Below are 13,306 nucleotides of genomic sequence, written 5' to 3' on the forward strand. Positions count from 1 at the left end.
AGGCTCCTTTCAGGCCGCGACGAGGTAAGAGAAGACCGATTCGAGGGACTCGTCCGAGGGGGAGACCGTCAGGAGACGCACCCCCCGCTCGCGCGCGACCTTCGGGAGCAGTTCCGTGAACCGCCCGAAGTCGACCGCCTGCACGCGCAGTCCGCCGTCCACGTGGTCGATCTCGATGCCGGCCGTGGACGGGTCGGCGATCAGCGCCGCGGCCAGGGCCCGGTCGTCGCTGGAACGGACGAGGTAGCGGTGCGGCCGGTCCGTCATCAGGCGGCGGATCTTGCGGAAGTCGCCGGAGGCCGCGTGCCGTCCGGCCACGATCACCTCGATGTGGGAGGCGAGCTGCTCCACCTCCTCCAGGATGTGCGAGGAGAACAGGACCGTGCGGCCGTCCGCGCCCATCCGCCGCAGCAGGTCCATCAACTGCATGCGCTGGCGCGGGTCCATGCCGTTGAACGGCTCGTCGAGCAGGAGCACGGACGGGTCGTGGACGAGGGCCGAGGCCATCTTCACGCGCTGCCGCATGCCCTTGCTGTACGTGGAGATCTTGCGGTCCTGCGCGTATTCCATCTCGACCGTCGCCAGGGCCCGCCGGGCCTCCTCGGCGCCGAGGCCCTGGAGTTCGGCGTTGGCCAGGACGAACTCGCGGCCGGTGAGGAAGTCGTACATCGCCTCCCGTTCGGGCACGACGCCGATGTCGCGGTAGACCGACTCGTTCCCCCAGATCGTCCGTCCGTCGAGGGTGACGGCGCCGGTGGAGGGGTCGAGGAAGCCGCCCATCATGTTGATCAGGGTGGACTTCCCGGCGCCGTTGGGTCCGAGGAGGCCGGTGACGCCGGGGCCCACCGCCATCGTGACGTCGTTCACGGCCACGACGTTTCCGAACCAGCGCGAGACGTGGTCGATGTGAAGGGTGCTCATGGGCGCGGCCCATTCCTTTGAGGGGTGGTGGCGGGCGACGGAAGGGCGGTCACAGCCCGACCTTTCGGTAGCGGCGCATCAGGATGCCGTACGAGCCGGCGATCAGCGCGAGGACGACCAGGAGGTAGACCACACCGACCCCGGCACCCGGGCCTCCGAGCTCGGGGAACATGGGCGGTGCGCCCAGGAAGGCGGTTTGCACGCCGTCGACGAGGGTGATGGGCGAGAACAGGCCGAGCCACTCGATGGCGCCCTGGTTCTCCGTGGTGTAGGCGATGCCCATGAGCGTCGAGACCGCGCCGTACGAGAGGGTCAGGACGGCGATGACGGCGGCGACGCCGAAGCCGCGGCGCGGGGTGAGGGCCGCCATGACGAGGCCGATCCCGCCGAAGAGCAGCGAAAGCAGTGCCACGGAGACGAGCCCCTGGCCGAACATCTTGCTCTGCTCGGCGAAGTCCATCTTGGCGAGCATCGAGCCGATCCACATGATCAGGAGCGGGACGGCCGTGAGGATGAAGAGGGCCGACGCCATCGCGCCGTACTTGGCGAGGACGTAGTCCGCGCGCTCGATCGGGCGGGAGAAGTACAACGGCACGGTCCTGAACCGCAGGTCACGGGAGACGGACTGGGGGGCCTGGGAGGCCAGGTAGATGCCGATGACGACCTGGAGGTAGATCGCGTACTGCGTGTACTCGATCGAGAGCCTGCTCTGCTTGGTGACGACCGCGACCGCGACGATGATCAGCGCCGGCGCGCACATCACGCCGGCGAGCAGCATCGGCAGCACCTTGGACTTGGCGCTGCGGCCCAGCCCGTACGCGCCGCGCAGCGACTGCGAGAAGAGCGAGCGGCGCGCGTACGCCCGGCCCAGGCGCGGGCCGTCGTAGGACCGGTAGCCGATGTTGTGGATGCGGGTCGTGTCGGGAGCGGCCTGGGAGGGCGGGGGGATCTGGGTGCTCATCGGACCGGCACCTCCTCGTGCGGTGTGGACGGCTCGGCTGCTTCCGGACGGAAGACCTCGGCGATGTGGTGGCGGCGCTGCTCCATGCGGACGAGGCCGAGGCCGAGGTCGGCGACGGTGTCGCGCACGAGGTCGTACGTCTCCTCGCCCGACGCCTCCAGGAGCAGGACGTGGCCGGCGCCGGGCAGTCCGTCCTCCGTTCCCGGGTGGAGGGTGACGCCCGCCGCGGTGAGGGCCGTGCGGAGCGCGGCCGTGCCGTCCGGGTGCGTGTCGGAGTCGGTCACCTCGACCGCGAGGGTCGTGGTGATCCGGGTGAAGTCGCTGGTGGAGCTGGAGCGGAGGAGCCGGCCGCCGTCGATGACGACGACGTGGTCGCAGGTGCGCTCCAGCTCGCCGAGGAGGTGGGAGGTGACGAGGACGGAGATGCCGAAGTCGGTCCAGATCCGGCGGATCAGTCCGAGCATCTCGTCCCGGCCGACCGGGTCGAGGCCGTTGGTCGGCTCGTCGAGAAGGACCAGCTTCGGGTCGTGGACCAGCGCCTGGGCGAGCTTCACCCGCTGCTTCATGCCGGTCGAGTACCCGCCGATGGGGCGGTAGCGCTCCTCGTACAGCCCGACGTGGCGCAGGGTGTCGGCCGTCCGCTCGCGGGCGGCGGTCGCCGGCAGCCCGGACATGCGCGCCATGTGGACGACGAACTCGGTGGCCGAGACGTCCGGGGGAAGGCAGTCGTGCTCGGGCATGTACCCCACGCGCTCGCGGATCTGGGCGCCGGAGGTCCGGACGTCGAGGCCCAGCACCTCCGCGTGCCCCTCCGTGGCGGGGGAGAGCCCGAGCAGGATCTTGATCATCGTGGACTTGCCGGCTCCGTTGGCACCCACAAGTCCGGTCACACCGGGCCCGATGTCCAGGGAGAGCCGGTCGAGAGCGGTCACCCGGGGGAACCGCTTGCTGAGGCTTTCGGTCGCGATCACAGTCACACTCAGAAGGTAGTGGCGTGGGCCACACCGGTCGTCAGCCCAACGGCTCGACCTCTCTCCGACCAGAGGAGTACAAACCCGTAGGGGCGGAACGACGAAAGTCGTTCTCCGCCGAACTCCCGGCAGGCTTTTCCACAGGCCGTCGTCCACCCCCTTGACGCAGCCGCCGAGCATTGTCACATTCATCGATGTCAAGTTACGAACGCGTAGCGCGATCGGGCGCTCACACGGGACGGCGGTCGGCATGGCATCGGCAGCGACACGTGAACTCTCCGCCGAGCTGCGGGGATTCAGGGAAGTCCAACGGCTCTCCTACGCATGCGCGGAAGCCGTCGCGGCCCGACTGCGGCCGGGCGTGACCGAACGCGAGGCCGCGCGGATGCAGCGGGAGTGGCTGTACGAGCGGGGAGTCAGGGACTGGTTCCACCGACCGTTCGCCTGGTTCGGGGACCGCACGGCCTTCGTGGACTTCAAGGTCCCCCTCCAGTTCTTCCCGACGAACCGGCGGCTGGAGGCCGGGATGCCGTTCATCCTCGACATGGCGCCGGTCCACCGGGGCTACACGGCCGACATCGGCTACAGCGGCTGTCTGGGACTCAACCCCCTGCACGACAAGCTGCTCGCCGACCTGGCGGCCCATCGCGAGCTGCTCCTGAGAGAGGTGCGCGAGCGCCGCACGCTGCGCGAGATATACGAGGACGTGGACCGGCTCATGGTCCGCCAGGGGTACGCGAACCGGCACCGCGCCTACCCCTTCGGCGTCATCGCCCACAAAATCGACCGGGTGCGGGAGCGCCGGTGGGCGCCGACGCTCTTCGGCTTCGGCACCCAGGCGCTCAAGGGCCTGGCGAGCGACGCCGTGCGCGGGCACCGGGACGGCTGGTCGCCGCTCTGGTCCCCGTACAAGTTCTCCGACCACCCGCCCGCGCCGGGGTTGTGGGCGGTCGAGCCGCACCTCGGGTTCCGGGGTACGGGCGCGAAGTTCGAGGAGATCCTGGTCGTCACCGACTCCCGGGACCCGGAACAGAGCGCGTTCTGGCTGGACGACGATCTGCCGCACGTGCGGCGCTGGAACGAGGGAGCGGTCTGATGGCGGGGCTCAACGGGGCGCGGGAGCGCCGGGTCCGTACGGGTGGGGTCGAGTTGTGCGTCGCCGAGCTCGGAGAGGACGGTCGGCCGACCGTCCTGCTCGTGCACGGTTACCCGGACTCCAAGGAGGTGTGGTCGGAGGTCGCGGAGCGGCTGGCCGGGGAATTCCACGTGGTGCTGTACGACGTCCGGGGGCACGGCCGGTCGTCGGCTCCGGTTCCGCTGCGCGGCGGTTTCACCCTGGAAAAACTGACGGACGACTTCCTCGCGGTCGCCGACGCCGTCAGCCCGGACCGACCGGTCCACCTCGTCGGCCACGACTGGGGTTCGGTGCAGTCCTGGGAGTTCGTCACCGTCGCCCGTACCGAGGGCCGGATCGCCTCCTTCACCTCGATGTCGGGGCCCTCCCTCGACCACTTCGGGCACTGGATCAACAAGCGGCTGACCCGGCCCACCCCGCGCCGGATCGGCCAGCTCCTCGGCCAGGGCGCCAAATCCTGGTACGTCTACACGCTGCACACGCCCGTGCTGCCGGAGCTGGCCTGGCGCGGGCCGCTCGGCAAGCGCTGGCCGAAGATCCTGGAGCGGATCGAGAAGGTCCCGGCCGGCGACTACCCGACGTCCTCGCTGCCGAACGACGCCGCGCACGGCGCCTGGCTCTACCGGGACAACGTCCGCGCCCGGCTGCGCAGGCCGCGTCCCGACGCGTACGCGCACACGCCCGTGCAGCTGATCGTGCCGACCGGTGACGCCTTCCTCTCCGAACGGCTCCACGACGACCTCGGCACCTGGGTCCCGGAGCTGACCCGGCGCACCCTGCCCGCCAAGCACTGGGTTCCGCGCACCCGGCCGGACCAGCTGTCCTCCTGGATCGCCGAGTTCGTCCGGGCCCACGAGGGGCCGGCCGCCGGGGCGCCGAAGCCGGTTCCGGCGACGGGAGCGAAGGCCGGGGTGAAGCCGGAGTACGCGGAGCGGTTCGGCGGCCAACTCGTCCTGGTCACCGGGGCTGCCAGCGGTATCGGGCGAGCCACCGCCTTCGCCTTCGCGGAGGCCGGCGCCCGGGTCGTGGCCGTGGACCGGGACGCCGAGGGGGCGGCCCGCACGGCAGAGATGGCGCGTCTGATCGGCGCCCCGGACGCCTGGGGCGAGACCGTCGACGTCGCCGACGAGCAGGCGATGGAGAAGCTGGCCGCCAGGGTGACGGACGAGTACGGGGTCGTCGACGTCCTGGTCAACAACGCGGGCATCGGGCTCACCGGCTCCTTCTTCGAGACGACGAGCGAGGAGTGGGAGCGGGTCCTGAACGTCAACCTGTGGGGTGTGATCCACGGGTGCCGGTTCTTCGGCGCGCGGATGACCGCGCGGGGCCAGGGCGGACACATCGTGAACACCACGTCCGCCGCCGCCTTCCAGCCCTCCCGGGCCCTGCCCGCCTACAGCACGTCGAAGGCGGCCGTGCTGATGCTCAGCGAGTGCCTGCGCGCCGAGCTGGCCGGCCGGGGCATCGGGGTCACCGCGATATGCCCCGGCATCGTCAACACCAACATCACGGCGACCGCGCGGTTCGCCGGGGTCACGGACCGGGCGGAGGAGAAGCGGCGGCAGAAGAAGGCGGCCCGGCTGTACGGCCTGCGGAACTACCCGCCGGAGAAGGTCGCGGACGCGATCCTGGAAGCCGTCCTGAACGACCGGGCCGTGGTCCCGGTGACGCCCGAGGCCCGGGGCGTCCGCTTCCTGGCCCGCCTGAGTCCGGGCACCCTGCGGACCCTCGCCCGGTGGCAGCCGCCCGCGTAGGCGACGGGCCGGACCGGAAGCGGGGCGGACGGGAGGCGGGGCGGCGGTCGTACGATCCGTCGCAGGAAGGACCCCGCGCTGGCGGGGTGGAGGCGCGGCCGGTGGGAGCGGGTTTGTCCGAGCAGTCAGCACAGCCGGAGTACCGGATCGAGGACCTCGCCCACCTCAGCGGGGCCACGGTACGGACGATCCGCGCCTACCAGGACCGTGGCCTGCTGCCCCGGCCCGAACGGCGGGGCAGGTCGAACGTCTACGGGGACGCCCACCTCGCACGGCTCCGGCAGATCGCCGACCTCCTGGACCGGGGGTACACCCTGGCCTCGATCAAGGAGCTCCTGGAGGCGTGGGACACCGGCCGGGGACTCGGCGGGGTGCTCGGTCTGGTGGCCGAGGTCCACGGGCCGTGGACGGACGAGGAGGCCACCCGGATATCGCGCGCGGAGCTGGACGCCCGTTTCGGCGGCACACCGGACGAGGAGGCCATCCGGGAGGCCGTGGAGCTGGGCGTGCTGGAGCGGATTCCGGGACGGGAGACGGAGGAGTACCTCGTACCGAGTCCGCAGGAGCTGGCGGTGGCGGCCGAGCTGCACGCGGCCGGTGTCCCGCTGCCGGCGATCACCGGCCATCTGAAGGAGCTCCGGGGCCAGGTGGAGCACATCGCCGCGCGGTTCCTGGAGTTCACGACCGAGTACGTCTTCGCCCGCTACCTGGAGCACCGGCCGCCCTCGGACGCGGACGCGGACGAGGCCGCGACGATGGTGCGACGGCTGAGGCCGCTCGCCCAGCAGACGGTCGACGCCGAGCTGGCACGGGCCATGCGCCTGTTCGCCACCCGGCACCTCCAGATCCACCTGTCGCAGGACGCGCCTCCCCCGAAGGACGACGAGCCGCGTCCGGTGGCTCTGCCCGCCGGGACGATCCGGGCCGTGCAGAGCCTGGTCGGGGCGGAGGGGGTCGCGGCCTTCGTCACGGCCGCCACGGAACGAGAAGTACATAAGAGGGCATTGGACGCACTTGCCTCGAAACAATCCACAGGGGCATAAATCGATCTACTGGGAGGAAAGGAGGGCGCTGTTGTCCACAGAAAGGCCAGGCATTCTGTGGATAACTTGCTTTTGCTGTGGATCAAACCTGTCCACCGGAAATCATTGGCCAGGATGATCGGGACCTCGGCATCCTGACGGACATGACCTCACGACAGGCCGGAAAAAACCGTCCCGGAGGACGCCGTCCCATGGACGAACAGCGCACGGTGAAGGTCTCGAAGTACCTCTCCGCACACCTGCGGCACCAACCCGAACGCATCGGGCTGGTGCTCGACGCACAGGGCTGGACCGAGATCGGCGCACTGTTGCGGGCCACGGCCGAACACGGCTTCCCGATCACCCGCGAGGAACTCGAGCACGTCGTCGCCACCAACGACAAGAAGCGCTTCGCGATCGAGGGCACCCGCATCCGGGCCAGTCAGGGCCACACCGTCCCGGTGGAGCTGGGACTTCCGGCGGCCGAGCCGCCCGCGTGGCTCTACCACGGTACGGTCGCGGGCCGGCTCTCCTCAATCCGGGAGGAGGGGCTACGCCCCATGGCGCGCCATCACGTGCACCTCTCCCCCGACCGGGAGACCGCGACCCGGGTCGGTGCGCGCCGGGGACGGCCGGTCGTGCTGAGCGTCGACGCCAGCGCCATGCACCGGGCCGGGTACGTCTTCCACGTCAGTGCCAACGGGGTCTGGCTGGCCGACGCCGTACCGCCGGAGTTTCTTCGCTTCCCGTCCTGACCCCCATCGATGCCTTCGGTACGGACCGGACTCCCTCGTGGACTGGACGCCCCCGTGGACCGGTAGCCCCGTGGGCCGGTCGCCCCCGCGTGCCGGACGAATCCCCCACCGCTTCCGGGGAAGACTGGCCGCATGGGAGAGATCAGGGTCGGAACCTGCTCGTGGACGGACAAGGCGCTGGTGTCCAGCGGCTGGTATCCGGCAGGGCACCGCGACGCGGAGGGCAGGCTGCGGCACTACGCCACGCGCTTCCCGGTGGCGGAAGTGGACTCCACCTATTACGGGTTGCCCAGCACCCGCAACAGCCTTCTGTGGGCCGAACGCACCCCCGAGGGCTTCCGGTTCGACGTGAAGGCGTTCTCCCTGCTCACGGGGCACCCGACCCGGCCCGAGGCGCTCCCGGCCGATCTACGTCCGGCTCTCGCGCAGCAGCGACGGCGGGGTGCGGGCATCGACCCGGAGCTGCTCGACGAGGTGTGGAACCGGTACAGCGCGGCTCTCGGACCCCTGCGCGACACCGGTCGGCTGGGAACGCTGGTGTTCCAGTTCCCCGCCCGGTTCGTGCCGGAGAGGCCGGCGGTGGAGTTCCTGCGCCGCTGTCGTGAGCGCGCCGCGGGGTGGCCGATGGCCGTGGAGTTCCGGCACCCCGACTGGTGGCGCGGGCGGAACGCCGACGCGACGGTCGGCCTGCTGACGGAGCTGGAGACGGCCGCCGTGGCCGTGGACATAGTGCAGACGCTCCCCCTGTCCGTTCCACCGGTCGTACGGGTCACCTCTCCGGAACTCGCCCTGGTGCGCTTCCACGGCCGGAACGACGCCTGGGGCACCGGCACCAAGGAAGAGAGGTTCCGTCACTCCTACACGTCCGAGGAGCTCTCCGGGTGGGTGCCCCGGATCCGTGACATGGCCGAGCGGACGCGAGAGGTCCACGTCCTCTTCAACAACTGCTGCGGCGATGCCGCCGTCCGCGCCGCGGAGTCGATGCGAGGTCTGCTCGGCCTCCCGGAACCCGCCGGGTCGCATACCGTGCCGGGTCCCGGCGGGACGGATCCCGACGTGCCGGATCGGTAAGGCGGCCCGTGGAGAGGGGCGTTCGGGCGACCGCGACAGCCGCCCTCATCGCGGCGGAGGCCCGGAACCGCTCCGACGGCACGTCCGTGGCGACGGGGGCCCGCGTATCGTCGGATCATGCGTCTGAGCACCGTGATCCTCCCCATCCACCGATGGGACGAAGGACAGAAGATCTGGCAGCGGGCCGAGGACCTCGGGTTCCATGCTGCGTACACCTACGATCACCTCTCCTGGCGGACCTTCCGGGACGGGCCGTGGTTCGGTGCCGTCCCCACCCTCACGGCCGCCGCGGCGGCGACGCGGAGCATCCGCCTCGGCACCCTCGTCACCTCACCGAACTTCCGGCACCCGGTGACGCTCGCCAAGGACCTGATCACCCTGGACGACGTCTCCGGCGGACGGATCACCCTCGGCATCGGCGCGGGCGGCAACGGCTTCGACGCCACCGCGCTCGGTCAGGAGGCGTGGACGCCGAAGGAACGGGCCGACAGGTTCGCCGAGTTCGTGCCGCTGCTCGACCGCCTGCTCACCGAGGACGTGGTGACGGAGCGCGGCACGTTCTACGCGGCGGACGAGGTCCGCAACATCCCCGGCTGCGTCCAGCGCCCGCGGCTGCCGTTCGCCGTGGCGGCGACCGGGCCGCGCGGGATGCGGCTGGCCGTGCGGTACGGGCAGGCGTGGGTGACGACCGGCGACCCGAAGCTGTACGAGGCAGGGACCCCGGAGCAGTCGGTGGCGGCCCTGCGCGGCCAGGTCGAACGGCTCGGCGATGCCTGCGCGGAGTCCGGCCGGGAGGCCTCCGGCCTGGGCAAGGTCCTGCTCACCGGGTTCACCCCGGACCGGGGCCGCCCGCTGGAGTCGGTGGACGCCTTCGTCGACTTCGCCGGCCGCCACCGCGAGCTGGGCTTCACCGAGATCGTCCTCCACTGGCCGGTCCCGGACTCCGACTTCGCCGCCGACCAGGCCGTCTTCGAACGGATCGCCACGGAAGCCCCGTCCCAGCTGGGCTGAGGCGCCCGGCCGCGGAGGCGGACCGCCGTGCCGCCCCGCGCCCATGGCCGCGGCAACGGCCCGGGGCGGCCGGGGCGGTCCCCGACCACGACCCGGCCGAGGACACGGCGATACGGCCCCGGCCCGGGTCGGGACCGCCCGTGCCGTACTCCCTCACTCCTCCGGCCATGCCACCCGGCGGGCGTGGCCGCGCCACAGGGCGAGCAGGACCGGGGCGCCGACCGGGGCCGGGCGGGTCGGGCAGACGTCTAAGTGACTGATCCGGCACGTCCCGGAAGACGTCGTGGCCCCCGGGCCGACCACGGTCCCGTCGCCCGCCACGCGCCAGCGCAGGTCCGCCGGGACGGCGCGTACCGCCAGCTCTCCGGGCTCAACCGGAACCCAGCGGCCGCGCGCCGTCCGATGCCGTTCGGTGCGCGCCCCGCACCCTCGGCAGGCCGTGGAGGAGGGACCGCGCGCGTCCGGTACGGCGCTCCCCGGGCGGGACGCGGACGACACCGCGTCGGCCAGGCCGGCCAGGACGTCGCCCACCAGCACCGGCTCCCGCGCGGGCCGGTCCGCCCCGGTCCGCTCGCACTCCGAGCAGAGGGCCATCCCCAGACTCGCGACCCACGTCCCGTACGGAGCACCGCAGAAGTCGCACTCCGCGCTCCACCGGCCCGCGACCATGTCCGCCCCCAGGGATGTCGTCAGCTCGTAGGAACCTTCCCCGTCCACGGGGGAAACGAACGGATGTTTACGGCCATGTCCGGGCGTCCCCCACGCGAACATCTCCCGCACGCGCACTCACCATCCACCGGCTTCCCGTCCACCGCCTCCCCGTCCCGGCACCGCGCGGCTCGTCCCGGACCCCGAGGGCCCCGGACACGTGGTCCCGGGAACGCCCGTCCGCCCTCCCCGGCACCGACGCCGACGCCGGGCCCGCCGGACACCCACCCGGCCTCCCGATCCGCCTCGCCCTCCCCCTCCCACCACTCATATGTGCGACTCCCCGCACGCCCGTGCGCGCGATACGGAAGAATGGGGCGGTGACCTCTCCCCGTTCCCCGCGTTCTTCCGCCCCGGCGCCCCGGCTGATCGCCACCGATCTCGACGGCACGCTGCTCCGCGACGACAAGACCGTCTCCGAGCGCACGGTGGCCGCCCTCGCCTCGGCCGAGCGGGCCGGGATCGAGGTCTTCTTCGTCACCGGCCGCCCGGCCCGCTGGATGGACGTCGTCAGCGCCCACGTCCACGGGCACGGGATGGCGATCTGCGCCAACGGCGCCGCCGTCGTCGACCTCCACGCGGGAGGCGCCTTCCTGGAGGTCCGCCCGCTGGAACGGCCGGTCGCCCTCGACGTCGTCGAGGCCCTGCGCGCCGCCGCGCCCGGGACCTCCTTCGCCGTCGAGCTCACCACCGGCATTCACTACGAGCCCCACTACCCGCCCTTCTTCCTGGACCCCGGCGCCACCGTCGCGACCGCCGAGAAGCTGCTCTTCGAGGAGGAGGCGGGAGCGGCGGCCCCGGTGCTCAAGCTGCTCGCTCAGCACCCGGACCTCGATCCCGACGTGTTCCTGGCCGTGGCCAGAACGGCGGCGGGCGATCTGGCCGCCTTCACCCGGTCCAGTCCCACCGCCCTCATCGAGATCAGCGCGCTCGGGGTCTCCAAGGCGTCCACCCTGGCCCTGTGCTGCGCCGAGCGCGGGATCGCGGCCGAGGAGGTCGTCGCCTTCGGGGACATGCCGAACGACATCGAGATGCTCAGCTGGGCGGGCCGCTCGTACGCGATGGGCAACGCCCACCCCGACGTGGTCACCGCGGCCACCGGCCGCACGGCCGGCAACAACGAGGACGGGGTGGCCGTCGTCATCGAACAGCTCGTCGCCGAGTCCCTGGCCGGGACCCCGGACGCGTCGTAGGCCGAGGACCCGGGCTCCCGGACGCGCCAGGGGGCGGGCTCCCGGGTCGCTCCCCTACAACGGCGCCTCCCAGATCAGCGCCGTACCGCCGCCGCCCTCCCCGATCCCCGGCCCGCACCAGCTCGCGCCCCCCAGGGACTCCGCCCGCCGGGCCAGATTGCGCAGGCCGCTGCGCCGCCCGCCCTCCGGGAGGCCGACGCCGTCGTCGGCGACCGAGAGGCGCACCCCGGCGGAGCCGTCGGGCAGGGTGGCCCCGGCGTCGACGACCACCTCGATCCGGCCGGCGCCCGCGTGCCGGAAGGCGTTGGACAGCGCCTCCCGCAGGGCGGCGACGAGGTTCTTGCCGGTGAGTTCGCCGACCGTCGAGTCGATCGGGCCGAGGAAGCGATGGGCCGGCGTGAAGCCGAGCGGCACGGCCGCCATGTTGATCTCCCGCAGGACGCGGGTGCGCAGCCCCGCCGGTGCTTCGGCGGGGCCCTGCTGGAGCGCGAAGATCGCCGTGCGGATCTCCTGGATGGTGACGTCCAGTTCGTCCACGGCCTTGCCCACGCCCTCGCGCACGGCCGGCACGATCGACCGGCGCTGGGCGCTCTCCAGCATCATGCCGGTGGCGAAGAGCCGCTGGATGACCAGATCGTGCAGGTCACGGGCGATGCGGTCGCGGTCCTCGTACACGGCGAGGCGTTCCCGGTCCCGCTGCGCCTCGGCCATCATCAGGGCGAGCGCCGCCTGCGAGGCGAACTGCTCGGCGAGCGTCCGTTCCCCCTCGGTGAACGGGCGGCCGCCCAGCAGCCGGGGCGTGGCGAGCGCGCCGAGCACCCGGCCCCCGCTCTGCAGCGGGAGGATCATGCTCGGTCCGTACTCGGAGGTCAGCGGGCCGATCACGCGCGGGTCCGTCGAGGCGTCCGTCAGGAAGACCGCCTCGCCCTTCAGGAGCCGCGCCACGGCGCTGCTCTCGGGCGGGATCACCACGCCCAGTGCCTTCGTGGGCCGCGTCGAGGAGACGGCGACGATCTCCAGGCCGCCCTCCTCCGCGGGGAGCAGCACGATGCCGACGTCCGCGCCGGCGAGACGGCGGGCCTGTTCGGCGACGACCGTGAGGGAGTCGTCGGCGTCGCCGCCGGAGAGCAGGGCTGTGGTGACGGCGACCGAACCGTCGATCCACCGTTCGCGCTGCCGCGCGGCCTCGTACAGACGGGCGTTGCCGATGGCGATGCCGGCCTCGGTGGCGAGCACCCGGACCATGTGCACGTCGTAGTCGTTGAACTCGCCCCCGTCGCGCTTCTCCGCGAGGTAGAGGTTGCCGAAGATCTCGCCCTGGACCCGGATGGGGACGCCGAGGAAGCTCCGCATCGGCGGGTGCCCGGGCGGGAAGCCCGCCGCGCGCGGATCCTTCGAGAGGTCGGCGAGCCGGATGGTGCCCGGGTCGCGGATCAGCGCTCCGAGCAGTCCCGCGTGCCCGTCGGGAAGATGTCCGATCCGGCGGGCCACGTCCTCGTCGACGCCGAAGGTGACGAAGTCGGAGAGGCCGTCGCCCGCGTCGTCGACGACGCCGATCGCCGCGTACCGGGCGTCGGCGAGTTCGGCGGCGGTCTCGCAGATGCGGTCGAGGGTGGTGTGGAGTTCGAGTCCGGCACCGACCGAGCGCATGGCCTCCAAGAGTTGCGGCACACGGGCGGTGAGCTCCGTGGACAGCCCCTGGAGGCCGCGGGCGGCAGCCTCCAGGGGGCCCGTGGACTCGTCGGCGGCTTCCGGGGGGTCCGGGGCGCCGGACTCGGTGGCGGTCATGTGCTTGAGCCTAATA

General features: G+C 72.1%; 12 protein-coding genes. 7 read left to right on the forward strand and 5 right to left on the reverse strand.

Translation table 11 applies throughout. The features are described 5' to 3' along the window. Positions 1-9: 9 nt before the first annotated feature. The 3 genes from ACFYZY_RS06825 to ACFYZY_RS06835 are packed head-to-tail and all read right to left on the reverse strand — an operon-like array spanning position 10 to position 2,853. On the reverse strand, positions 10-921 hold the full coding sequence (locus ACFYZY_RS06825) for an ABC transporter ATP-binding protein (RefSeq protein ID WP_388690168.1): 912 nt from the start codon (positions 919-921) through the stop codon (positions 10-12). A gap of 49 nt (positions 922-970) precedes the next feature. Further along, positions 971-1,882, reverse strand: coding sequence for an ABC transporter permease (locus ACFYZY_RS06830; RefSeq protein WP_388690170.1), 912 nt, complete (start codon positions 1,880-1,882; stop codon positions 971-973). Next, positions 1,879-2,853, reverse strand: a complete 975-nt coding sequence (locus ACFYZY_RS06835; protein ID WP_388690611.1) for an ABC transporter ATP-binding protein — start codon at positions 2,851-2,853, stop codon at positions 1,879-1,881. The genes ACFYZY_RS06830 and ACFYZY_RS06835 overlap by 4 nt, the downstream gene beginning before the upstream one ends. Positions 2,854-3,103: 250 nt before the next feature. Between ACFYZY_RS06835 and ACFYZY_RS06840 the strand changes: the two genes are divergently transcribed. The 6 genes from ACFYZY_RS06840 to ACFYZY_RS06865 all read left to right on the forward strand — a co-directional run bounded on the left by ACFYZY_RS06840 (position 3,104) and on the right by ACFYZY_RS06865 (position 9,601). After that, positions 3,104-3,949, forward strand: a complete 846-nt coding sequence (locus ACFYZY_RS06840) for a M24 family metallopeptidase (RefSeq protein WP_388690171.1) — start codon at positions 3,104-3,106, stop codon at positions 3,947-3,949. Continuing rightward, on the forward strand, positions 3,949-5,742 hold the full coding sequence (locus tag ACFYZY_RS06845; protein ID WP_388690172.1) for an SDR family oxidoreductase: 1,794 nt from the start codon (positions 3,949-3,951) through the stop codon (positions 5,740-5,742). The genes ACFYZY_RS06840 and ACFYZY_RS06845 overlap by 1 nt, the downstream gene beginning before the upstream one ends. Before the next feature lie 113 nt (positions 5,743-5,855). Further along, the gene (locus tag ACFYZY_RS06850; protein WP_388690173.1) at positions 5,856-6,785 is read left to right on the forward strand and encodes a MerR family transcriptional regulator; all 930 of its coding nucleotides are present in this window, start codon (positions 5,856-5,858) and stop codon (positions 6,783-6,785) included. A 191-nt stretch (positions 6,786-6,976) separates the two neighbouring features. Next, positions 6,977-7,519: an RNA 2'-phosphotransferase gene (locus tag ACFYZY_RS06855; RefSeq protein WP_388690174.1), complete on the forward strand. Its 543-nt coding sequence runs from the start codon at positions 6,977-6,979 to the stop codon at positions 7,517-7,519. A gap of 132 nt (positions 7,520-7,651) precedes the next feature. Further along, positions 7,652-8,590, forward strand: coding sequence for a DUF72 domain-containing protein (locus ACFYZY_RS06860; protein WP_388690175.1), 939 nt, complete (start codon positions 7,652-7,654; stop codon positions 8,588-8,590). Between the two features lie 117 nt (positions 8,591-8,707). Continuing rightward, on the forward strand, positions 8,708-9,601 hold the full coding sequence (locus ACFYZY_RS06865) for an LLM class flavin-dependent oxidoreductase (protein WP_388690177.1): 894 nt from the start codon (positions 8,708-8,710) through the stop codon (positions 9,599-9,601). Between the two features lie 153 nt (positions 9,602-9,754). Here ACFYZY_RS06865 and ACFYZY_RS06870 read toward each other — a convergent pair whose 3' ends face one another. Continuing rightward, positions 9,755-10,318 carry a DUF6083 domain-containing protein gene (locus tag ACFYZY_RS06870; protein ID WP_388690179.1) on the reverse strand — a complete coding sequence of 188 codons (564 nt, stop codon included), beginning with the start codon at positions 10,316-10,318 and terminating at the stop codon, positions 9,755-9,757. A 311-nt stretch (positions 10,319-10,629) separates the two neighbouring features. Here ACFYZY_RS06870 and ACFYZY_RS06875 point away from each other — a divergent pair, with 311 nt between their 5' ends. Further along, the gene (locus ACFYZY_RS06875; RefSeq protein WP_388690181.1) at positions 10,630-11,502 is read left to right on the forward strand and encodes a Cof-type HAD-IIB family hydrolase; all 873 of its coding nucleotides are present in this window, start codon (positions 10,630-10,632) and stop codon (positions 11,500-11,502) included. 54 nt (positions 11,503-11,556) lie between these two features. Here ACFYZY_RS06875 and ACFYZY_RS06880 read toward each other — a convergent pair whose 3' ends face one another. Further along, positions 11,557-13,290, reverse strand: coding sequence for a GAF domain-containing sensor histidine kinase (locus ACFYZY_RS06880; RefSeq protein ID WP_388690182.1), 1,734 nt, complete (start codon positions 13,288-13,290; stop codon positions 11,557-11,559). Positions 13,291-13,306 lie beyond the last annotated feature (16 nt).

This window comes from Streptomyces sp. NPDC001744 (genome assembly GCF_042892575.1).
Taxonomy (GTDB): Bacteria; Actinomycetota; Actinomycetes; order Streptomycetales; family Streptomycetaceae; genus Streptomyces.

Coding starts and splice junctions, on each gene's coding strand:
- ACFYZY_RS06830 (WP_388690170.1), bottom strand. CDS start 1,882: ATGAGCACCCAGATCCCCCCGCCCTCCCAGGCCGCTCCCGACACGACC.
- ACFYZY_RS06880 (WP_388690182.1), bottom strand. CDS start 13,290: ATGACCGCCACCGAGTCCGGCGCCCCGGACCCCCCGGAAGCCGCCGAC.
- ACFYZY_RS06840 (WP_388690171.1), top strand. CDS start 3,104: ATGGCATCGGCAGCGACACGTGAACTCTCCGCCGAGCTGCGGGGATTC.
- ACFYZY_RS06865 (WP_388690177.1), top strand. CDS start 8,708: ATGCGTCTGAGCACCGTGATCCTCCCCATCCACCGATGGGACGAAGGA.
- ACFYZY_RS06860 (WP_388690175.1), top strand. CDS start 7,652: ATGGGAGAGATCAGGGTCGGAACCTGCTCGTGGACGGACAAGGCGCTG.
- ACFYZY_RS06855 (WP_388690174.1), top strand. CDS start 6,977: ATGGACGAACAGCGCACGGTGAAGGTCTCGAAGTACCTCTCCGCACAC.
- ACFYZY_RS06825 (WP_388690168.1), bottom strand. CDS start 921: ATGAGCACCCTTCACATCGACCACGTCTCGCGCTGGTTCGGAAACGTC.
- ACFYZY_RS06845 (WP_388690172.1), top strand. CDS start 3,949: ATGGCGGGGCTCAACGGGGCGCGGGAGCGCCGGGTCCGTACGGGTGGG.